The following is a 22,270-nucleotide window of genomic DNA, read 5'->3' as shown; positions in this document are numbered from 1 at the left end:
GAACCGCGCCAACGGAACCGCCCCAGCCGACCTACCCGAGCAAGCGGCCCAGCAGCACCTCGGCGTCGACCAGCGGGCCGGTGAAGAACGGAGTCTCCTCGATCACGTGGCGGCGGGCCTCAGTGGCGCGCAGCTCGCGCATCAGGTCGACGATGCGAATCAGGTTGTCAGACTCGAAAGCGAGCAACCACTCGTAGTCGCCGAGGGCGAAAGCCGAGACCGTGTTCGCCAGCACATCGCGGTAGTCGCGGGCAGCGGCGCCGTGGTCGCGCAACATCTGGGCGCGCTCGGCTTCCGGCAGCAGATACCACTCGCGCGAGCGCACGAACGGGTACACGCACACGTAGCCGCCGGGCTTTTCGCCCGCCAAGAATGCCGGCACGTGCGCCCGGTTGAACTCGGCCGCACGGTGCACGCCGATGTTTGACCACACCGGTTCGAGCGCGCCGTCCGAAGCCGAAACCACGGCGCGATAAGCGGCCTGCAGAGTCTCCACCTCGGTCGCATGCCACCAAATCATGACGTCAGCGTCGGCGCGGAACCCGGAGATTTCGTACCACCCTCGCGTCTGCAATCCCTCGATGCCAGCGACCGCGTCGAGCACGTCCCGCGGAGCAGCGGAACCAAGACGCTGCGCCCGAAAGACGGCATACATCGTGTAGTTGATGGCCGCGTTGACCTCTTCAGCGATAGCCGAGTGGTCAATGACGGGGTGCTGCTGTGACATCAGTCTTCCATTCCTGCGATAACGGGGATTCCCGTGATTTCGCCGTCGCGCATGCGGCAGCTTCCGGCGGGGGCAACGTCGGCAAACGCGGGGAGCGCGCCGACGGTCACTGGCTCGACGTCCTCACCACGCTCGCGCGCTGCGCGTTCCAACACCATGTCGACCAGGCCGCTGATGAACAGCGGATGCGTTGACGCGGTTCCGGCGCGGGCGGCCTGCATGCCGAGTTCCGTCGCCGTCTCCATGGCCTCGGTGTCGAGGTCGTACGCGACCTCCATGTGGTCAGAGATGAAGCCGATCGGCGCGAGCACCACTTTGTGCACGCCGGCCGCCGCGAGCTCTTCGAGGTGGTCGTTAACGTCTGGTTCGAGCCACGGAACCATGGGGCTGCCGGAGCGGGAGCAGTACGCCAGCGACGAGGGTAGTTCGTGACCGTAGTGGGCACGAAGGTCGGCGTCGATGGTCGCGCGCACGTCTTCGTGCTGCTCGGCGTAGCCGGCGCCGGTGCGCGCCGAGGCGTCTTGCATCGTGTTGGGGATGGAGTGGGTGACGTACACAACGTGGGTGTCGGCCGCGCCGCCGTCGAGCGAGTCGATGGCGGCGATGATCTGCTCACGGTTGGCGCCGACAAAGCCGGGGTCGTTGAAGAAGGGCCGCAGAATGTCGATCTCGGGCGCGATGTCGCCGAGCTCGGTGACGGCCGCCGCGAGGTGCTCGCGGTACTGACGGCTGCCCGAATAGGAGGCGTAGGCGCTCGTCACCAGGGTCAGCACGCGGCTGGTTCCGAATGCGGCTGCGTCGCGCAGTGTGTCAACCGTGAAGGGGTGCCAGTTGCGGTTGCCCCACAGCACAGGCAGGTTTTCGCCGCGAGCGCGCAGCTCGGCGGCGAGCGCGTCGATCAACTCCAGGTTCTGCTCGTTGATGGGGCTCTTGCCGCCAAAGTGGTAGTAGTGCTCCCCCACTTCAACCAGACGTTCATCGGGAATCCCCTTGCCGTCCGTCACATTCTTGAGAAATGGCAACACGTCGGGGGTGCGGTTTGGTCCGCCGAAAGAGCAGACCAACAGGGCGTCATAGGGAGCTGTAGCGCGGGGTGTTTCAGACACGTCGCCAACCTATCATCAGATGAAGATCATCATCTGATGTTTGCCTGAGCGCCACCACCTTTCGGCGCTGACCCGGCACAACCTCGCAAATACGTATGAAATCCGCCCGAATTCAGGCGCGTGAGCCCAAAAAACTCCGGCGAACGACCGCCAGCACAATAGGCTGAAGGTGACGAGGGAGGTGCCCATGGCCGAACCAATGGGAAGCGCGCTGGCGCGCACAACGCTAGCGCAGCTCAAGGCACGCATCTCCGCCGGCGAGTGGCCCGTGGGATCCCGCATCCCCACCGAGCCGGAACTCACCGAACAACTCGGTGTTGGCCGCTCCACCGTGCGTGAAGCGGTGCGCTCGCTCGCCACGCTCGGCATGGTCGAGACCCTGCCCGCACGCGGCACTTTTGTGCGCTCGCTCACGCCCGCGCCGTCCCTCTTGTTTGACGCCCTTCAGACGTATCACCCCGCCGAGCTCATCGGCATTCGCCGCGCGCTCGATGTCGAGGCCGCCCAGACGGCCGCCGCGCAGTGGATTCCGGAACGCCTGGAGGCCATGGAAACCGCGGTCGCGATCGAGATGGAGGCGATGCGTGAGCACAATGCCGGCATCCCCGGTGGCGTGACCCGCTGCACCCTGTTTCACGGCGCCATCGCTCAAGCCTCCGGCAACCGCCTGCTCGCCGACCTCGACACGTCACTCTCCCGCGCCCTCGACTCCTCGGGCCTGGGCGCTCACATCGCCGAGAGCATCGACCCCGCCGTACTGCTCAATGAGCACGACCGCATCCTCACCTCGATCCGCGCGCGCGACGTCGCCGCGGCGGCACACCTCATGGCGCTGCACTCCGACGCCGCGCTACGCACCCTGCGTCACACCGTGCTCACGACCGAAATGACCACGCTCTCGCAACAGCCCGGCTAACGCCGCACTGCGGAACCACGCAGCACTAGCGTACGCGCGGCGCGGAACCACCCAGCACCCCGTGCCCCGGTAGCCCTCAGCTCTCGCGGCGGTACTCGTCGAAGTCGTCGTGGCTGGCAAACCACGCGAATCCGGCGCGCTCGGCCACGCGCACCGAGGCGCCGTTGGCGGGCTGAATCTGCGCGCTCAGCGGCAGGCCGCGATCGGCTTCGCGCGCCACCGCGATCATTCCGTCAAGAATCTGCCCGGCGATGCCCTGACCCCAGTGTTCTGGGTCGACCCAGTAGCCGAGTTCGGTCGATTCATCGGGAAACATGATGGCGCCCATGCCGACAATGTCGCCGCCGCGCGATGCGAGATACCAGCGCCGAAATGAGTCGCCGCCACCTGCGCTGAGCACGCGTGAGCGCGTGAACTCCACCGTCCACACGCTCGGCCCGCCGACGTAGCGGTTGACCCGCTCATCCTGCGACCAGCGCGTGACGGTCTTGACGTCATCGGGCATGACGAGTCGAAGTTCCAGAGGCACCCCACCCCGGTCAGACATGGCGCTCACGGCTGGCGGCTTACGAGTGAAAGACAGCGTGCAGGCGCGGGTCGCCAACCGCTTCGCGGCCGCCAAGCTCGTCGATCTCAAACAGCACGGCGGTGCCGACGACGGAACCACCGAGCTGCGAAACCAGGTCGTGTGCGGCGCCGAGGGTGCCGCCGGTTGCGAGCACATCGTCAATCAGCAGCACGGTCGCGCCATTGGGAATGTCATCGTGCGCTTCGATCGTCGCGGTGCCGTATTCCAGCGCGTAGGAGACGGCTGCGGCGGGCCGCGGCAGCTTGCCCGCCTTGCGAATGGGGATGAGCCCAACATTGGCGTAGGTGGCGGCGGCCCCGGCGAGCAAGAATCCGCGCGCCTCGATGCCAGCAACGTAGTCAAACTCACCGCGGAACGGTGCGATGAGAGCATCGATCGTCGTGGTCAGCGCTGCGGCATCGGCGAGCAGCGGCGTGATGTCTCGAAACAGCACACCGGGCTGCGGGTAGTCCGGGATGCTGCGGATCAGGGAAAGGGCGCGGTCAAGCTCAGCCGAAGTCACTCTTGTAAGGATACTCGGCGCAGATGAGAGTTTGCTCCGCCCTGTACCCCGGAATTACGGGAAATTTCCCGCCTACCACTGCCAAAATGTAAGCGCTTACAGTATGGTGTCCCTATGAGCATGCCGGAGACTTTCACCCGCAACGACGCGACCACCGGATCAGAATGGTGGCGCTCCGCCGTCATCTATCAGATCTACCCCCGCTCCTTCGCCGACCAGTCCGGCGATGGCATCGGCGACCTGCCCGGCATCACCAGCCGACTCGATGACCTTCGTGACCTCGGCATTGACGCCATCTGGCTGAGTCCGTTCATGACCAGCCCGCAGAAAGACGCCGGCTACGACGTCGCCGACTATTGCGATGTCGACCCGCTCTTCGGCACCCTGGCTGACTTCGACACCATGCTCGCCGCGGCCCACGAACGCAACATCCGCGTCATCGTCGACCTGGTTCCGAACCACTCCTCCGACCAGCACGTGTGGTTCCAGCAGGCCCTCGCGGCAGCGCCCGGCAGCCCCGAGCGCGAGCGCTACATGTTCCGCGATGGCAAGGGCGACAATGGCGAAATCGCCCCCAACAACTGGGAGTCGGTCTTCGGCGGCCCGGCGTGGACGCGCACCACCAACGCTGACGGCACACCCGGCCAGTGGTACCTGCACATCTTCGACTCCAGTCAGCCCGACTTCAACTGGAACAACGAAGAGGTTCGCGAAGAGTTCCGCCGCATTCTGCGGTTCTGGCTCGACCGCGGCGTCGACGGCTTCCGCGTTGACGTTGCACACGGCATGGTCAAGGCCGACGGCCTGCCCGACTACACGCCCAACCCCGACGGCGGCTCCATGGGCGGCGACTCGGCTGACGTGCCCTACTGGGGTCAAGACGGCGTGCACGACATCTACCGCGATTGGAACAAGCTGCTCGCCGAATACGACGGCGACCGCGCGCTGTGCGGCGAGGCCTGGCTGCCCACGATCGAGCAGACCACGAAGTGGGTTCGTCCGGGCGAAATGCACCAGACCTTCAACTTCGCCTACCTCGAAACGCCGTGGCAGCCGGCCGCCCAGCGCGCCGTGATCACAGAATCGCTGCTGCGCTACGGCGCTGTTGGCGCACCGTCAACGTGGGTGCTCTCCAACCACGACGTCGTGCGTCACGCTACGCGTCTCGCGCTGACGATCGACAACCCGCAGGGTGAGGGCATCGGCCCGAACACCCCCGGCCCGCGCCCCGACGCCGCTCTCGGCCTGCGCCGTGCTCGCGCCGCATCGACCATGATGCTCGCGCTGCCCGGCTCTGCCTACCTGTACCAGGGCGAAGAGCTCGGCCTGCCCGAGGTCATCGACCTGCCCGACGACGCCCGCCAAGACCCCACGTGGTTCCGCACCAACAAGAAGCGCTACGGTCGCGACGGCTGCCGCGTGCCGCTGCCGTGGGTGGGGAACGCTCCGGCGTTCGGCTTCAACGAAACCGGTGAGGCGTGGCTGCCCCAGCCTGTTGGTTTCGCGGCGTTTGCTCGCGACGTGCAGCGCGGCGTGAAGGAGTCGACGCTGTCGCTGTACACGAATGCGCTGACGCTGCGCGCAGACTTCGGGCTCGGAACCGGCACCCTCGAATGGAACGACCAGTACGGTAGTGACGTGGTCGCCTTTAAGAATGGCGACATCGAAGTCATCACCAACTTTGGCGCCGCACCCGTAGAGCTTGGCGACAAGACGGTGCTCATCGCGAGCGAGCCTGACATCGACGGCGCTGTGCTGACCGATGTCACGGTGTGGGTTCGCGACGTCTAAAACCCGAATGGAGGCCGCTCGATGGTGAGCATCGATGAGGTTGCGCGCTCTGCGGGCGTCTCAACGGCGACGGTTTCGCGCGCGCTCAGCGGGCGCGGACACGTGTCGGCTCCCACCAAGGAGCGCGTGCTGACCGCAGCGCGCGCCTTGGGCTACGTCGTGTCATCGAGCGCCTCCTCCCTCGCCTCCGGACGCACCCGCAACATCGGCGTGATTGTTCCGTATCTCGATCGCTGGTTCTTCTCGGCCGTGCTGAGCGGACTCGCGGCGGCCGTCACCCGCGCGGGCTACGACATCACGCTGTACAACATCACGGCCGATGAGAAGGCGCGCGGCGAGATCTTCCGCACCTTCTTGCGCCGCGGTCGCGTTGATGCCGTGATCGCGGTGTCGATTCAGCTCGACGACGCCGAGAGCCAGGCGTTGCTCGAGCTCGGCATTCCGGTGATCGCGATTGGTGGTCCCAATCCGCAGCTGTCGACCCTCACGGTCGATGACTTCGAGGTGGCGCGCATGGCGACGAACCACCTCATTACGCTCGGCCACCGCACGATCGCCCACATTGGCGCAAACCCCGAGTTCGACATCGACTTTCACGTGCCGACGACGCGCCGCCTCGGTTTTGAGCAGGCCCTGCGCGATGCCGACATTGAGCCGAGCCCCGCGCTGTACGAACCCGCCGACTTCACGATCGAGGGCGGATTCCGCGCCGCGAAGCAACTCCTCGGCCGCCCCCACGACCGCCCGACGGCGATCTTTGCGGGCTCCGATGAAATGGCGATCGGCGCGATTCTTGCTGCTCGCGACCTCGGCTTCCGTGTGCCCGACGACCTCTCGATCATCGGCATCGACGGTCACGAACTGGGTGACTTCTTTCGACTCACGACGGTCGACCAGTTTCCGCTCAAGCAGGGAGCGCGTGCGGCCGAAGCGGTGTTCCGCGAGCTCGACGAGACGAAGAAGCCCGTCACGCACCAGCCCAACGCGTTGCCGTTCGAGCTGGTCGTGCGCGAGACCACTGCACGCGCGCCGCGGTAGTCGCTAGGCTTCGGGCATGACCCTCGACCTTGAAGCCATCTACATCGACTTGCACCGCAACCCCGAGTTGTCGTTCCAGGAGACCCGCACGGCGGGTGTCATCGCAGCCCACTTGACCGCCCTCGGCATCGAGCACGAGACGGGCATCGGTAAGACCGGCATCGCCGCCGTCATTCGCAATGGCGACGGCCCGGTGGTCTGGCTGCGCGCTGACATGGACGCGCTCCCCGTCAAGGAAGAAACGGGTCTCGACTACGCCTCGACCGCCCGCGGCATCGACCCCGAGGGCACCGATGTTCCGGTCATGCATGCGTGCGGCCACGACATGCACGTGACCGCGATGCTCGGCGCGCTCGAGCAGTTGCAGGCGACGACTGACAAGTGGAGCGGAACCATTGTTGCCGTCTTCCAGCCGGCGGAAGAATATGGTTCCGGCGCCCAGGCGATGATCGCCGACGACGTTCTCACCCGCTTCCCGAAGCCCACGATCGTGCTGGGTCAGCACTTGGCGCCGTTGCCGGCCGGAACCATTGGCGTGCGTTCCGGCGCGCAAATGGCGGCTTCCGACGGACTGCACGTTGTGCTGCACGGACGCGGCGGCCACGGCTCGCGCCCCGACACCACGATCGACCCCGTCGTCATGGCTGCGGCGACCGTCATGCGACTGCAGACGATTGTTTCCCGTGAAACTGATCCGCGCGAAATGGCCGTCGTCACCGTCGGTTCGATGCACGCTGGTCTCAAGAACAACATCATTCCCGCGACCGCAACGATCGACATCAGCCTGCGTTACCCCAACGATACTGCCCGTCAGGGCGTGATGAACAAGGTTGAGCACATCATCAAGGCTGAGGCTCTCGCGTCGGGCGCTACCGAAGAGCCAACGATCGAGATTCTGCACACGCTGCCCCCGACGATCAACGACCTCGAAGCGACGGACCGCCTCATCTTTGCGTGGGAGACCGCGTTCGGTGAGGACGCGGTGCTCGACCCCGGCATGTTCACCGGATCAGAAGACGTCTCGTGGCTCGCGACCGAAGCCGGCGTGCCGCTCGTCTACTGGTTCTGGGGTGGCGTTGAGCCCGAAGCGTTCGCCGCAGCAATGGCAGCGGGCACGGCCGAGGCCGACATTCCGAGCAACCACTCCCCCTTCTTCGCCCCGATCCTGCACCCTACGATCGAGCGCGGCGTCGATGCGTTGGTCATCGCTGCCCGCGAGTTCTTGAACTAGGTTCTCGCACCGGCGACGGCGCGTTCGCTCACAGCCCCGTGGTTCCAGAACCACGGGGCTGATTTCGTCGGCGTCGTAAGGAAGCCGTAAGCATTGGCTCACGGCCCGTAGGGATTTCGTTAGGACGGCGGCTCACGCAACACAGCAGGAGAAATATCGACTCCACGCGGCAATTTGTCGCGCCTAACAAAGGAATTGACATGCTCGACGTGGTTTTTCTGTTGGTAGCGGTGGCGTGCTTTGCACTCGTCGCGCTGATGGCCCGGGCGGTGGACCGCCGGTGATTGTTTTTGGTCTTATCGCGGCAGCACTCGGCGTTGCCGGCATCGTCTATTTGGCGATCGCCCTCGTGAAGCCGGAGAAGTTCTGACGTGAATACCATTGTCTTCGGCGTGCTCCAGGCGCTCACGCTCGCCCTCATCCTCATCGTTGCCTACAAGCCGTTCGGTTCGTACATGGCGCGGGTGTACTCGTCGTCAAAAGATCTCCGTGTTGAGCGGGGCATCTACCGCCTGATCGGCGTCAGCTCCGGCCGCGGACAGTCGTGGCAGTCGTACCTGCGCGCTGTTCTCGCCTTCAGCCTCGTCAGCGTCATCGCGGTATATGCACTGCAGCGCATACAGCAGTGGTTGCCCTTCTCGCTCGGCCTCCCGCCGGTTCCGGAGGGCGTCGCCTTCAACACCGCGGCGAGCTTCATATCGAACACCAACTGGCAGTCGTACTCGCCAGAAGTGACGATGGCATACGTCACGCAGGCCGCTGGCCTCGCGGTACAGAACTTCGTCTCGGCCGCAGTCGGCATGGCCGTTGCGATCGCCGTTGTGCGCGGTTTCGCATCGCGCTCGGGCGGCACGCTCGGCAACTTCTGGACAGACCTCACCCGCGGCACCGTGCGCATTCTGCTGCCGATCTCGTTCATCGCTGCGATCGTGCTGATCGCCGGTGGTGTGATCCAGAACCTCAACGGCTTCACTGACGTCACCACCGTGACGGGCAGCACGCAGTCGATCCCCGGTGGCCTCACCGCGAGCCAAGAGGCGATCAAGCTCCTCGGCACGAACGGCGGCGGCTACTTCAACGCGAACTCGGCGCACCCGTTCGAAAACCCGACGGCGTGGACCAACCTGTTCGAGATCGTGCTGATGCTCATCATCCCGTTCTCGCTGCCCCGCACGTTCGGCATGCTCGTGAAAGACACCCGCCAGGGCATCGTCATCGTGAGCGTTATGGCTGGCCTCTTTCTCACGAGCCTGGTGCTCGTCGGCTGGGCTGAGTTGGCGGCGAACGGAACCGCTCCGCAGCTTGCTGGGGGCGCGATGGAGGGTAAAGAGCAACGGTTTGGCATTCTCGGTTCGACCCTGTTCGGAACCACCAGCACCATGACCTCAACGGGTGCCGTCAACTCGATGCACGATTCGTACACCGCGCTCGGCGGCATGATGCCAATGATCAACATGATGCTCGGCGAAATCTCGCCCGGCGGTGTGGGCTCGGGCCTGTACGGCATGCTCGTGCTCGCTGTGATCGCCGTATTCGTGGGTGGCCTGCTCATTGGCCGCACGCCCGAATACCTCGGCAAGCGTATCGGCCCGAAGCAAATGACGCTCGCGAGCCTCTACATTCTGGTGACGCCGACGCTCGTGCTCCTCGGAACCGGTTTGAGCTTTGCGATTCCGGGTATCCGCGAAGAGATTGAAAACGTCTCGATCTTGAACCCCAGCAACCACGGTCTCAGCGAAGTGCTTTATGCCTTCACATCGGCATCGAACAACAACGGTTCGGCGTTCGCCGGTCTCACGGCAAGCACACCGTGGCTCGCGACTGCCCTTGGTGTTGCGATGCTGCTCGGCCGATTCCTGCCGATCATGCTCGTGCTCGCCCTCGCCGGCTCGCTCGCGCAGCAGACATCGGCTCCGGCGACCGTCGGCACGCTTCCCACTCACCGTCCGCAATTTGCCGGCCTCCTCACGGGTGTCGTCGTGATCTTCACGGCGCTGACGTACTTTCCCGTGCTGACCCTCGGCCCCCTCGCAGAAGGACTCATCTCATGACCACCGCACCCGCGGTTCCGCGGCCCGAAACCCAGCCCTCGCCTCGTTTCCAAGCCAAGCGAACACTGTCGATGCAGCAGCTCACGGCGGCACTCCCCGGCACAATTCGCCGCCTCAATCCCGCCGAGCAGTGGCGCAACCCCGTCATGATGCTCGTGTGGGTGGGCGCGGCGTTCACCACCGTGCTCGCCATCGCGAGCCCCTTCATCGGGGCGGGCGGCGAGCTCGGCTTCACGATCGCAATTGCGGTGTGGCTGTGGCTCACCGTGTTGTTCGCGAACCTCGCGGAGTCGGTCGCCGAAGGCCGTGGCAAGGCGCAGGCGCAGAGCCTGCGCAAGACCCGCAGCACCACGATGGCCACTGTCGTCGTGAACTACAACGCTGCCTCCGACGTCAACGCAACGGTGGCCGACACCCGCCCGGTCGCTTCTACCGAGCTCACCGTCGGCGACGTTGTCATCGTGACCGCGGGCGAGCTGGTGCCGGGTGATGGCGACATCATTTCGGGCATCGCGACGATCGACGAATCGGCCATCACGGGCGAATCGGCACCTGTCGTGCGCGAATCTGGTGGCGACCGCTCGGCCGTTACCGGCGGCACCCGCGTACTGAGCGACCGCATCGTGGTGCACATCACGGCAAAGCCGGGCGACACGTTCGTTGACCGCATGATTGCGCTCGTCGAAGGCGCTGCCCGCCAGCGCACGCCCAACGAAATCGCGCTCAACATTCTCCTCGCGAGCCTCTCGATCGCCTTCCTTGTGGTTGTGCTCGTACTCAACCCGATTGCCGGATATGTCGGATCTCCGGTCTCGATTCCGGTGCTCATCGCGCTGCTGGTGTGCCTCATTCCGACGACGATCGGGGCGCTCCTGAGCGCAATCGGCATCGCCGGAATGGACCGCCTCGTGCAGCGCAACGTACTCGCGATGTCGGGCCGTGCCGTCGAGGCTGCGGGTGACGTCACCACGCTGCTGCTGGATAAGACCGGAACCATCACCTACGGCAACCGTCGCGCCGTCGACTTCGTCGCGACCCCGGGAGTCGACGTCACCGACCTCACTCGTGCGGCCGCGCTTTCATCGCTCGCCGACCCCACACCCGAGGGCGCATCGGTCGTTGAACTCGCGCAGTTGCGCGGTGTAACGGCAACCTCCGCCGACTCCGCAGTCGTGGTTCCGTTCACCGCGCAAACCCGAATGAGCGGCCTTGACCTGCCCGACGGCACCCGCATTCGCAAGGGTGCCGGCTCGGCCGTGCGTGCGTGGCTCGCGAGCGAGAACATCGCGATTGCGGCCGACATCGACGCTGCGGTCACGACCGTCACCGACCAAATCGCGGGCGATGGCGGCACGCCGCTCACGGTCGCCGTGATCGGCCCGGACGCCGCGGGCATCCTCGGCGTCGTGCATCTGAAAGACGTCGTCAAGGAGGGCCTGCGCGAACGGTTCGACGAGTTGCGTGCGATGGGCATTCGCACCGTCATGATCACCGGTGACAACCCGCTCACGGCCGCCGCCATCGCCTCCGAGGCTGGCGTTGACGACTACCTCGCCGAGGCGACGCCCGAAAACAAGCTCGACCTGATCCGCAAGGAGCAAGAGGGTGGGCGCATGGTGGCGATGACGGGCGACGGAACCAATGACGCTCCCGCGCTGGCCCAGGCAGATGTCGGGGTGGCTATGAACACCGGCACGAGCGCGGCAAAGGAGGCGGGCAACATGATTGACCTCGACTCTGACCCGACCAAGCTCATCGACATTGTGCGCATCGGCAAGCAGCTGTTGATCACGCGCGGCGCGCTTACGACGTTCTCCCTCGCGAACGACATCGCCAAGTACTTCGCCATCATTCCGGCGATGTTCATGGGTGTTTTCCCCGGGCTTGCGGCCCTCAACATCATGGGGCTGTCATCGCCCGCCTCAGCGGTGCTGAGCGCGATTATCTTCAACGCGTTGGTCATCGTCGTGTTGATTCCGCTGGCACTGCGCGGCGTCACCTACCGCGCGATGAGCGCTTCGAAGCTCCTCAGCCGCAACCTCCTGCTCTACGGACTCGGCGGAGTGATCGCCCCGTTCATCGGCATCAAAATCATTGACCTCTTCGTGAGCGTGCTGCCCGGCCTGTAGGCCGCGCAGCGTAAGGAAAACATCATGGCAAGCACTCGCACCACATCACGCACGTTCGGCACCGCCGTTCGCGCGCTCGCGCTGGCAACCGTGGGCCTTGGCATCATCTACCCGACCGCCGTGTGGGCAGTCGGCCAGGTAGCGCTCCCTGCGCAAGCCAACGGATCACTCATTCAGAACGCTGACGGCGACGTCGTCGGTTCCGCTCTCCTGGGACAGCCGTTCACTGACGAAGATGGCATGCCGCTGGTGGAATACTTCCAGCCGCGACCTTCTGCCGTCGGGTATGACGCTGGCAATTCTTCGGGCAGTAACCTCGGCCCGGAGAACCCAGACCTGATCGCGGCGATCACAGAACGACTCGCGGCCGGGGCATCTGAACCCGACGCGCTGACCAGCTCTTCCTCCGGTCTTGACCCTCACATTTCGGTCGAGAACGCGACGAGTCAGGCAACGGCCGTGGCGAAAGCACGCGGATTGGCCACCACCGACGTGCTCGCGCTCGTAGAATCGCACACGCAACCCCGCGATCTGGGCTACCTCGGTGAACCGACGGTCAACGTGCTGCAACTCAACCTCGCGCTCGACGCGCTCTCGAAGAACGAGTAAAGAATGAAACGCGGTTACCTTCGGGTACTTCTCGGCGCCGCCCCCGGCGTGGGCAAGACCTTTGAGATGCTCTCCGAAGGTCACCGTCTGGCCGCCGACGGCCGTGACGTGGTCGTCGGCGTGCTCGAAACGCACGGGCGAGCGGCGACCCTGGCGAAGGCTGAGGGCCTCGAACTTCAGCCCCGCCGGGTCGCCGACCACCGCGGCGTGACGCTCAGTGAGCTCGACGTCGATGCGCTCATCGCGCGTCACCCTGACGTCGCGCTCATCGATGAACTCGCGCACACCAACGCACCGGGCAGCCGCAACGAGAAACGGTGGCAAGACGTTGAGGAGATCCGCGCTGCGGGAATCGACGTCATCACCACCGTCAACGTGCAGCACATTGAGTCACTCAATGACGTGGTGCGTGGCATCACACAGATCACGCAGACCGAGACCGTGCCGGACGCCGTCGTGCGTTCGGCCGATGAGATCGAGGTCATCGATATCGCGCCCCAAGCGTTGCGTGATCGTTTGACCGCAGGCCAGGTGTATCCGGCCGAACGCATTGATGCGGCGCTGTCGAACTACTTTCGCCTCGGCAACCTCACGGCGCTGCGCGAACTCGCGCTGCTGTGGCTGGCCGATGAGGTCGAGCAAGCGCTCCTGAGCTACCGCGAGCAGCACGAAATTGATGGCACGTGGCAGACCCGCGAACGCGTCGTGGTCGCGCTGACCGGTGGCCCCGAAGGCGAGACATTGATTCGCCGCGGCGCTCGCATTGCCGCCCGTTCGTCGGGTGGCGAACTTCTTGTCGTGCATGTCTCACACCAGGATGGTCTGCGCGGTAGCGACCCCACGGCGCTCACCGCCCAACGCGCCCTCACCGAGTCGCTGGGTGGAACCTTCCACGCCGTTGTCGGAGAAGACGTGCCGACGACGCTGGTTGAGTTTGCGAAGTCGGTCAACGCGACACAGCTTGTTCTTGGGGCCTCTCGCCGCGGCCGGCTGGCCGCCGCGACCTCGGGGCCCGGCATCGGCGCCACTGTTATTCGTACCAGCGGCGACATTGACGTTCACATCGTCAACCACGCGGCTGCGGCCGGTCGCCGCCGTCTTCCACGCTTGCGCGGTGCGCTCTCCACGAAGCGCAAACTGGTGGGTCTGGCGATCACGTTGCTCATCGGACCGCTCCTGACTTTTTTACTCGTGCAGGTGCGCGGAACCGATTACCTCACGCCCAGCGCGTTGGCCTACCAACTGCTCGTCGTCGTCGTCGCGCTCGTCGGAGGCCTGTGGCCCGCGGTCGTCGCCGCGGTGCTCTCCGGGCTCTCGCTGGACTATATGCTCATCCAGCCATATAACACCGTTCGCATCAGCGACCCCGCGCACGCGCTGGCCCTAGCGCTCTACGTCGTCATCGCCGTTCTCGTCAGCTACATCGTCGATCAAGCCGCCCGCCGCGCCCGCGTCGCTCGGCGCGCAACCGCAGAGAGCGAGCTTCTCGCGACCATCGCCGGCAGTGTGCTGCGTGGCGAGAACGCTGCGCAGGCCATCATCGCCCGCACTCGCGAAGCCTTCGGCGCCACCGGCGTGCGCCTGGTGACGACCATTCCCTCCGCCCAAACGCAATCGCCCGTCGTGACGCAAGCGCACGCAGGCGAAACGCCGCAGGGGAGTTCTGAAACCGAACCCCGAATCATCGCCGTCGATGGCGAGCCGACGCCGCAACCGCCGCTCGTGGTTCCGGTCGGTTCCCGTGCCGTGCTTGAAATACACGGTGTGACGCTAGATTCGACCGAGCGCCGTGTGCTCGACGCGATTGTCACGCAGATGGAGGCGACGCTCGAGCGGCAAGAACTGACCGAGCAGGCACGCCAAGCCCGCGAACGCGCAGCGGCAGACCACGTGCGTTCAGCCCTGCTGTCGGCGGTCAGCCACGATGTGCGGCGTCCGCTGGCGGCGGCCGTCGCGGCCGTCGGCGGTATTCGGGCGGCGGGCGACCGGCTCTCACCCAGCGACCGCGATGAGCTCATCGAAGCGGCCAACGACAGCCTCAGCACGCTCTCCCACCTCATCTCCGACCTGCTTGACGTGTCGCGCGTGCAGAGTGGGGCCCTGGCTGTGCGATCCACGATGATCGACATGGCCGATGTGATCACCGCCTCTATCGACGAAATCGGCGCCCGCCCGGGTGCCGTGGTGCTGGCACTTGACCCCATGGTTCCGCGAGTCTTCGCAGACGCCGCCCTTCTGCGTCGCATCGTTGTCAACGTGCTGTCTAATGCGCTGCGCTACTCGCCCGCCGACCAACCCGTCACGATCACGACGAGCAGTTACGGTGAGCATGCACAGATTCGGGTGATTGATCATGGCGAAGGTGTTGCCGAGGAGAAGCGGGCGGATATGTTTCAGCCGTTCCAGCGCATGGGCGACACCGACAACACGACCGGGCTCGGTTTGGGACTTGCCCTCTCGAAGGGGTTTGCTGAGGGTATGAACGCGACGCTGACCGCTGAGACGACCCCGGGCGGTGGCCTCACGATGGTGCTGGAACTGCCGACGCAGGAGACCGCAGCATGAAAATTCTGATCGCCGACGACGACCCTCAGTTGGTGCGGGCGTTGCGGATCACGCTCTCGACTCAGGGGTACGAAGTCGTGGCGGCACGCGATGGCGCCGACACGCTGGCGTTGGCCGCAAAGGAACACCCCGACCTCGTGCTGCTCGACCTCGGCATGCCGCGCCTCGACGGCATGGGCGTGATCGCCGGGCTCCGTGGCTGGACCACCGCCCCGATCATCGTGTTGAGTGGGCGCACCGGTTCTGGCGACAAGGTCGATGCGCTCGACGCGGGTGCCGACGACTACCTCGCAAAGCCCTTCGTGATTGACGAGCTGCTGGCGCGCGTGCGGGCGCTGTCGCGTCGCATCACGCTGGTGGCGTCGGAACCAGCGGTTGCGTTTGGTGACGTCGTCGTTGACCTCGCGACGCACACGGTCACGCGCGATGGTGAGCGCGTGCACCTCACCCCGACCGAGCTGAAAATGCTGGAGTTTCTGGCGCGCAACACCGGGGCGCTCGTCACCCGCGCGACCCTGTTGAAAGAGATTTGGGGCAGCGACGACGTCACCGACTCCGGCTACTTGCGTCTGTACATGTCTCAGCTGCGCAAGAAGCTCGAGCCCGACCCCGCCAACCCGCAGCACCTCATCACCGAGCAGGGCCTCGGGTACCGCCTGGTGATTTCCCCAGGCCCCTGAGCCCCGTGCCGCCCGCCCCGCGAGCGAAGCGGGACGAAACTGCTGCCCCCGGCGTGATCGATCGGGGGCAGCAGTTTCGTCTCGGTCGCTTCGCGTCCTCGCTCAACTGTCAGTGTGGGTGGTGGCCGACGGTGTCTGCTGACAGGCTCGGTGTTGGTACTTGCTGCTGGACGTGACTCATCGCTCAACTGACCGCGTTTGCGTGTGTCTTGCGCTCGAATTGTCCGTCTGGTGGTGGGTGCCGACGCCGGGTTCTGCCCGTCGTGGTGACTTGATAGAAGCTCTGCCGTGATGGCTCATGACAGTTTTGTCCCACGACGATTTCCTGTAGATCCCGGGCGTCGGCCACGACCGCCCATTCGATTCAAAGGAGATCGCAGTGACTATCGTTGCAGACAACTACCGGTTCGTCACCGGCGTTGATACGCATTCCCAGAAACACCAGTACGCGCTCATGGACTACACCGGCCGCCTCATCGCGGAGCGCTCGTTTCCCGCCAACCCGGCCGGGAATTCTCGTGCCGCGCACTGGCTCCACGAAGCGACCGGCGGGCAGGCGCTGCTCGCCGCGATCGATGGTGCCGGCTCCTACGGCCGGCAACTCGCAGAATCCCTCACCGGCGCGGGAGTGCGCGTCGTTGAAGCCCCACACATCCGTTACCGGCCCGCGGGCAAAGACGACCGGATCGATGCCCGCACCGCCGCGACCGCGGTTCTCCCGATGGATATTGAACGCCTCGCGGACCGCAAAGCCGGGCCGGAGCGCGACGCGATCCAGATCCTCCTCACTGCCCGCACCGACATGACCCGGGAACGCACCCAAGCGATCAACGCGCTCAACGCGCTGACGCGCCGCTTCGATCTCGGCATCGACACCCGCCGCGCCCTGACCGCCACCCAAATCACCCGCATCGCGGCCTGGCGCACCCGCAGCAGCGACGCGATCGATACCCGCACCGCCCGCGCGGAAGCCATCCGTCTCGCGACCCGCATCCGCGCACTCACCACCGACATCAACCGGAACAAGACCGAGCTCGCTGGCTGGACCACGACCCTCGCCCCGCAACTGATCGCCGAACCCGGCATCGGACCCGTCAGCGCGGCCCAGTTCCTCGCGTCCTGGTCACACCCCGGCCGCATCCACTCCGAAGCCGCGTTCGCCCGCCTCGCCGGAGTCGCCCCGAAACCCGCATCCAGCGGCAACAAAACCCAACACCGCCTCGACCGCGGCGGCGACAGACGCCTCAACGCGGCCCTGCACCGCGTCATCATGACCCGATGGCGATCACACCCCGAAACCCTCGCCTACGCCGCCCGCCGCCGAGCAGACGGAGACACCGACCGCAACATCCGACGCAGCCTCAAACGACTCCTCGCCCGACACATCTACCGCCTCCTCGAAAACGGTTGACAAACATAGAAGCTTCGAGCGCGTGGTTCCGCACCCCGTGGTTCCGCTGTCCTGAAACCCGTGCTTTGTCGCGAAACCCGCACTTTTCGGGCGAAATTTACCGGGTTTCGCGACATTTACCGGGGTTCCCGGGCGTCGACGAGGCGCTGGGTCGAGATGAAGCCTGGGAGGCCGCGGGAGTCGGGAGTAAAGAAGATCAGGATGAACGTCGCGAGCGCGAACGCAGGGGCGAGCTGGCCCCCGATAAGGGGCACGAGACCGATCAAGTACCAGCCAACGATTCCGCCCATGGGACGCAAAATGCGGGCGACGACAACGGGCACCCGCGGCTCGACATATCGCAACATGACCGAGTAGTCGCCGACCGATTGACCGGTGGCGAGCGTGAAAATGCTCCACAGCGCGACGGCGGCTGCGGCGCCGACGGTGGCGGGCCATTCGCCGATGTCGGTGATTCCCGTAAGCACCGAATAGCCGAGAGCAATCGTCACCGTCACGCCGACGGCAACGAGCCAGAAGCCCAGCGCATCGCAGAGCATCGCAAGCAACCGGCGCCACCGAGTAACGGGGCGCGGTTCAGCAGCTTCGGCGCTGAGGTCGGTTGCGCGGAGGTGGCGCGGAACCATGAGTGCAATGATCGAGCCAATCAGCGCACCGGAGGTGTTGGTCATCATGTCGACGACATCGAAAATTCGATACGCGCACGGATACAGACCCCACGCGCCGGTGACCTGCGTGAACTCGATGATCAGTGAGATTCCGAGACCGACCAGGCCAGCAACCACAATGCCGCGGCCAGCCAGCACGCGCAGAAAGAACCCGAGCGGAACAAACAACAACACGTTAAATACGAGTTGCAACAAGAACACGCTCGTCAGCGGGTTGCCGGTCGCGAGCGCGTCGCGCACGTCATCGACGACAGTCGATGGGTCAAGGTTGATGGGGGCGCACGCGTAACCGTCGGACTCCGGAAGTGGCAGAAGCGTGTATGTCCAGATCGCGAGGCCATAGACGGCAGCCGCAGCCCACAGCACAATACGTCCGAAGGTCAGCGTGCCGCGACGGCGGTAGCTCACCGCCACGAATGGAACGAATACGACGATGCACACGACCGCGCCCAGCAAGATCGCCATGATCGCGCTATAAACCTGGTTGTTCATCCACCTGCTTCGCTCGGGGCATATCCGGCCGCACCAACACCTCAAACCACTGATGACAGTTTAACGAGCGGCGCGTTGTGCTGAGGAGCTCCGATGGGCCGGTCGCCGCGGATTCGCACGGTCGACCAGCCCATCGCGTGTCACCCGGCTATTGGCCGGCAATAGCACTCTCGTACGCGCGCAGGGCCGCATCTTGAGCGTCTGCAAGCGCCTGTTCGGCGGTCTTGTCGCCCAACAAGGTGGCAGTGACGGCGTTATTCAGCTCATTCTGAATTTCTTGTCCGGCTGGCGAAGATCCGAACGACTGACCGTAATCTGCAACGTCGTAGTACGTTGCGATCACTTGATCGAACCCGGCGTTTCCTGTCTCAACCACGAACTTGTCGCGAATAGCTTTGTCGCTAGCGGGTGAGCCGGTGAACAAACCGGTATTGAGCCCGCCATTTTCAGTGAGCGTGGTGGCCCGCGCCTCGCCAGCTGCCATCCACGCATCATCGGAGGTGAGGTTGATCATCCACGCGCAAGCGGCTGCGGGGTTCTTTGATCCGACGGGAATGACAAAAGACGTGCCCGACGCGACAGAGAACGGCTCGCCGTCAGCGTTGCGGAAGGGAACCGCCTCGATGTCGATCTGATCGGCGTATGGCCCCAGTACGTTCGGGTACCACTGCGCGTTAATCTGCGCCCCCACCTGACCGGCGACGTACTGATTGTTGTCACCAAATGTGTCAAATGAGTCGGTGAAGCTCTTCACTTTCGCGTAGCCACCCTGTGCGTCGGTGATCTTTTTCAACATCTCAAGACCCGCGATATTGCTCTCGTCGTCAAGCGTCGGAGCACCGTCAGCATCATTGAGTTGCCCGCCCATGCCCAAAATCCACAGGCCCGACTGGCCAGTAGCCATCGGATCAAACCCGAGTCGCGTTGGCACGCCGCCGGACTCCTGGTAAATCTTGCCAATCGCCGCAATCAGCTTGTCGGGGTTAGACGTGTCAAATTCATCTGCCGACACACCCGCTTCGTCGAGCACCTTCTTATTGACGATAATTGCCGGTGGCTGATAGAACTGCGGCACCGCCCAGATTTCATCGTCATAGGTGACGTCGTCAACGACCGACGGATACCAGTGATCGCGCGGTTTGACATCGTGCGCGTCAAAGCAGGCGCTCAACGGCATGATCAGCCCCTGTGCGGCGTACGTCGTCACATAGCGGCGATCCATCTGTACAACGTCTGGCACGTTGCCGCCAGCAACGCGTGTGGTGAATTTTTGGGCGTCGAAAGCGGTGGCATCGAGTTTGACCTCCACCCCATCCAACTTCTCGGCAGCGAAGTCCAGCCTCGAGGTTCCGACGTCGTCCGCGTTCTCAAACCCCCACGCGTTGAGGGTTCCAGACGGTTCTGCTGTGAAATCTGCGTCGCCAGCCGCACCGGCGCCACCGCTGCCGCATCCGGCGAGTAGCAGCGATGCCGCGGCGAGCGCCGCAATTCCAATTGTGCGATTTCGCATCTCTGTTCCTTTCGAGTTGTGTATCGGTCAACCTTTTCGGCCCTGCGTTGCGACACCTTCGATGAAGTACCGCTGGCCGAAAGCGAAGAGGATGAGCATGGGGAGAGTAACGATGAGGGACGCAACCATGACGTACTGATAGTCGCCATGGCCTCCGGCCGTGGGGCTGTATTTCGTCATCGCGAAAGCGATACCGAGAGGCGCCGTGAAGTCTTCGACTTCGCCCGCATTGAGATAGATGAGAGCCGATTGCAGGTTGTTCCAGCTGGCTTGAAACTCAAACAAGAAGACAATGACAAACGAGGGGATGGACAGCGGCATCGCGATGCGCCAGAACAGTCCCCAGTAATTGGCGCCGTCGAGGCGTGCCGCCTCAAACAGCTCCTTCGGTAGCCCGAGAAAGAACTGCCGTTGCAAGAAGATGTAAAACGCCGAGCCGAAGAGGTTCATGCCCCATAGCGGCACCCACGTGCCCAGCATGCCCGTTTGCTTCCAGATCAGATAGATCGGGATCATCGTGACGGCACCCGGCAGCATCATCGTCGCCAACACCAGCCCGAACAACAATCCTCGCCCCGGAAATTTGAAGTAGGCGAATCCGAACGCGACAATCGAACTCGAAATGGCGACGGCTCCCGCTGCGAGCAAAGCAATTGCGATGCTGTTCCACATCCAACTCAGCAGAGGCAACTGGTTCCACACTTCGACGTAATTCTCCGGAACCACGGTTTTGGGAATGAGGGCGTTGTCGAAGACCTCGCCGCGTGGCTTGAGGCTCGCGGCGATGAGCCAGGCGAACGGATAGAGAAACAGCAAGGAGAACAGCACAAGCAACACGGCTAAGACGATGCGCGCGACAAAGCTCTTTGGCTGGTTTAACCCGCGACGAAATTTTGAGCCGCGTTTCGGAACCACTAGGTTGGTCGTTTGCGAGTCCGGTGACGGGGTGACAGGCTGACGCAATTGCTGAAGCGGAGCCGACATTATTTGTCTCCCTCATAGAACACGAAACGATTGCCAAACTTCACTTGGATGACGGTGAAGATGAGAATGATCACGAACAGAAGCCACGCCATTGCAGCCGCGAACCCGAAATTGAACTGGCGGAACGCCTGTTGAAAGAGATAAATCGCGTAAAACAGCGACGCCTCTGGCGATGAGTTACTTTGGTCGCGCCAGAAGATGATGAATGCCTGGTCGAAGATCTGAAACGCGGCGATCGACAGCACAATGACGTTGAAGAACATAGCGCCGGAGATCATCGGCAACGTGATCGAGAAGAACTTGCGGATAGCCCCCGCTCCGTCGAGAGATGCGACTTCATACAGTTCGTTTGGCACGTTCTTCAGCGCGGCGAGGAAAATCACCATGGTTCCGGCTACCGTCCACAGCGTCATGATCACGATGCTCGGCTTGACCCACGCCGGATCGACCAGCCACTGCGGGCCGGGCCCTCGATTCCGAACAAGCGTAAGAACTGGTTGATCGCGCCGGAATTACCGTTCAAGAGCAGGAAAAACACCGCGGCTGTTGCTACCGCGGGCGTCATCTTCGGCAGGTAGTAGAGCACGCGAAAGACTCCGGCCCCTCGCCCGACTCTGGCAAGCAACATCGCGAGAAGCAGGGCAAAAATGATCTCCAGCGGAACCGCCATCACCACATAAAACAGGGTGTTCGCGAGCGAAGCGCCGACCCTCGGATCATCGAACAGTTGGGCATAGTTGTCTATCCCGACGGGTCGTGCGGTGTTCGTCGCCAGATTGTAATCGCTGAACGAAATGTACAGGCTATAGACCATCGCACCAGCGGTGAAGATGAGAAAACCGACGATCCACGGCGTAATGAAGAGGTAACCGGCAAGCGCCTCACGCTTGTTGTATCGAACGCGCGAGCCCGGCATGCGAAAAACGCCGCGCCGCTTGCGTTCGCGCACAGCGACAGATTGCGTCTCTGTTTCCGACCTCAGCGTCATGACCGCTCCCCTGCGCCAGCGCATCGATGCTTGTCCGTGCGGAGGCCAGAAAGTCGCTACCAAGAACCGTCAGCACGACGGATAGATGATCTGTGGTGCGCGCGATGGTGGTGCAGCCTCACGATCTCATTGCGACACACGTCGGCTCATCTGCCGAGGGGATTGACTGCGTCGACGAGAAGTGCTATCGAAAAAAGCCGCGCAACGCAGAGACGAGTCGGGGGGGGGCCCGCCCCCGGCGGGGCCCGCCGCGGGGCGGCGGGGGTCTAGCCCGCAACAGAAC

General features: G+C 64.1%; 18 protein-coding genes and 1 pseudogene. 11 read left to right on the top strand and 8 right to left on the bottom strand.

What is annotated here, in order from left to right; all coding sequences use genetic code 11:
• Positions 1–31: 31 nt before the first annotated feature.
• Both hemQ and FVP60_RS09525 read right to left on the bottom strand, forming a co-directional pair.
• A complete protein-coding gene (gene hemQ, locus FVP60_RS09530) occupies positions 32–727 on the bottom strand; it encodes a hydrogen peroxide-dependent heme synthase (protein ID WP_147826063.1) in 696 nt (231 codons plus the stop codon).
• Positions 727–1,833, bottom strand: coding sequence for a ferrochelatase (locus FVP60_RS09525; RefSeq protein WP_147826062.1), 1,107 nt, complete (start codon positions 1,831–1,833; stop codon positions 727–729). The genes hemQ and FVP60_RS09525 overlap by 1 nt, the downstream gene beginning before the upstream one ends.
• Positions 1,834–2,020: 187 nt before the next feature.
• Here FVP60_RS09525 and FVP60_RS09520 point away from each other — a divergent pair, with 187 nt between their 5' ends.
• Positions 2,021–2,749, top strand: a complete 729-nt coding sequence (locus FVP60_RS09520) for a FadR/GntR family transcriptional regulator (protein ID WP_147826061.1) — start codon at positions 2,021–2,023, stop codon at positions 2,747–2,749.
• A gap of 76 nt (positions 2,750–2,825) precedes the next feature.
• On the opposite strand, the gene FVP60_RS09515 is transcribed toward FVP60_RS09520, so the two are convergent.
• Both FVP60_RS09515 and FVP60_RS09510 read right to left on the bottom strand, forming a co-directional pair.
• Positions 2,826–3,296, bottom strand: a complete 471-nt coding sequence (locus tag FVP60_RS09515; protein ID WP_246132570.1) for a GNAT family N-acetyltransferase — start codon at positions 3,294–3,296, stop codon at positions 2,826–2,828.
• 19 nt (positions 3,297–3,315) lie between these two features.
• Positions 3,316–3,840, bottom strand: a complete 525-nt coding sequence (locus tag FVP60_RS09510; protein ID WP_147826059.1) for an adenine phosphoribosyltransferase — start codon at positions 3,838–3,840, stop codon at positions 3,316–3,318.
• A gap of 114 nt (positions 3,841–3,954) precedes the next feature.
• On the opposite strand from FVP60_RS09510, the gene FVP60_RS09505 reads away from it, so the two are divergent.
• From FVP60_RS09505 to FVP60_RS09460, 10 genes are all read left to right on the top strand, one after another.
• On the top strand, positions 3,955–5,631 hold the full coding sequence (locus FVP60_RS09505; protein WP_147826058.1) for a glycoside hydrolase family 13 protein: 1,677 nt from the start codon (positions 3,955–3,957) through the stop codon (positions 5,629–5,631).
• Between the two features lie 21 nt (positions 5,632–5,652).
• The gene (locus tag FVP60_RS09500) at positions 5,653–6,669 is read left to right on the top strand and encodes a LacI family DNA-binding transcriptional regulator (protein WP_147826057.1); all 1,017 of its coding nucleotides are present in this window, start codon (positions 5,653–5,655) and stop codon (positions 6,667–6,669) included.
• A 16-nt stretch (positions 6,670–6,685) separates the two neighbouring features.
• Positions 6,686–7,900 (top strand): amidohydrolase, encoded by a 1,215-nt coding sequence (locus FVP60_RS09495; protein ID WP_147826056.1) that lies wholly within the window; start codon positions 6,686–6,688, stop codon positions 7,898–7,900.
• Positions 7,901–8,180: 280 nt separating this feature from the next.
• Positions 8,181–8,270, top strand: coding sequence for a potassium-transporting ATPase subunit F (locus tag FVP60_RS09490; protein ID WP_147826055.1), 90 nt, complete (start codon positions 8,181–8,183; stop codon positions 8,268–8,270).
• A gap of 22 nt (positions 8,271–8,292) precedes the next feature.
• Positions 8,293–9,951: a potassium-transporting ATPase subunit KdpA gene (gene kdpA / locus FVP60_RS09485; RefSeq protein ID WP_425463454.1), complete on the top strand. Its 1,659-nt coding sequence runs from the start codon at positions 8,293–8,295 to the stop codon at positions 9,949–9,951.
• Entirely contained in the window at positions 9,948–12,080 is a 2,133-nt protein-coding gene (gene kdpB / locus FVP60_RS09480) for a potassium-transporting ATPase subunit KdpB (RefSeq protein WP_147826053.1), read from the top strand. Before kdpA ends, kdpB begins: the two co-directional genes overlap by 4 nt.
• A gap of 24 nt (positions 12,081–12,104) precedes the next feature.
• Complete coding sequence (gene kdpC, locus FVP60_RS09475) at positions 12,105–12,689, top strand: K(+)-transporting ATPase subunit C (RefSeq protein ID WP_147826052.1); 585 nt, start codon at positions 12,105–12,107, stop codon at positions 12,687–12,689.
• A gap of 3 nt (positions 12,690–12,692) precedes the next feature.
• Positions 12,693–15,254 (top strand): sensor histidine kinase, encoded by a 2,562-nt coding sequence (locus FVP60_RS09470; protein ID WP_147826051.1) that lies wholly within the window; start codon positions 12,693–12,695, stop codon positions 15,252–15,254.
• Complete coding sequence (locus FVP60_RS09465; RefSeq protein WP_147826050.1) at positions 15,251–15,934, top strand: response regulator; 684 nt, start codon at positions 15,251–15,253, stop codon at positions 15,932–15,934. The genes FVP60_RS09470 and FVP60_RS09465 overlap by 4 nt, the downstream gene beginning before the upstream one ends.
• A gap of 379 nt (positions 15,935–16,313) precedes the next feature.
• Complete coding sequence (locus tag FVP60_RS09460) at positions 16,314–17,345, top strand: IS110 family RNA-guided transposase (protein ID WP_147826049.1); 1,032 nt, start codon at positions 16,314–16,316, stop codon at positions 17,343–17,345.
• Positions 17,346–17,461: 116 nt separating this feature from the next.
• Here the strand turns inward: FVP60_RS09460 and FVP60_RS09455 are convergent, their stop codons facing one another.
• The 4 genes and pseudogenes from FVP60_RS09455 to FVP60_RS09440 all read right to left on the bottom strand — a co-directional run bounded on the left by FVP60_RS09455 (position 17,462) and on the right by FVP60_RS09440 (position 21,915).
• On the bottom strand, positions 17,462–18,505 hold the full coding sequence (locus tag FVP60_RS09455) for a VanZ family protein (protein WP_147826048.1): 1,044 nt from the start codon (positions 18,503–18,505) through the stop codon (positions 17,462–17,464).
• Positions 18,506–18,653: 148 nt separating this feature from the next.
• Positions 18,654–20,015 (bottom strand): ABC transporter substrate-binding protein, encoded by a 1,362-nt coding sequence (locus FVP60_RS09450; RefSeq protein WP_147826047.1) that lies wholly within the window; start codon positions 20,013–20,015, stop codon positions 18,654–18,656.
• A 27-nt stretch (positions 20,016–20,042) separates the two neighbouring features.
• The gene (locus tag FVP60_RS09445) at positions 20,043–20,999 is read right to left on the bottom strand and encodes a carbohydrate ABC transporter permease (protein ID WP_147826046.1); all 957 of its coding nucleotides are present in this window, start codon (positions 20,997–20,999) and stop codon (positions 20,043–20,045) included.
• A pseudogene (locus FVP60_RS09440) lies at positions 20,999–21,915 on the bottom strand (carbohydrate ABC transporter permease). The gene FVP60_RS09445 and the pseudogene FVP60_RS09440 overlap by 1 nt, the downstream one beginning before the upstream one ends.
• Positions 21,916–22,270: the final 355 nt, after the last annotated feature.

The organism is Microbacterium mitrae (genome assembly GCF_008017445.1).
GTDB classification, from domain to species: Bacteria; Actinomycetota; Actinomycetes; order Actinomycetales; family Microbacteriaceae; genus Microbacterium; species Microbacterium mitrae.
This window is presented reverse-complemented; position numbering and strand designations above follow the sequence as displayed.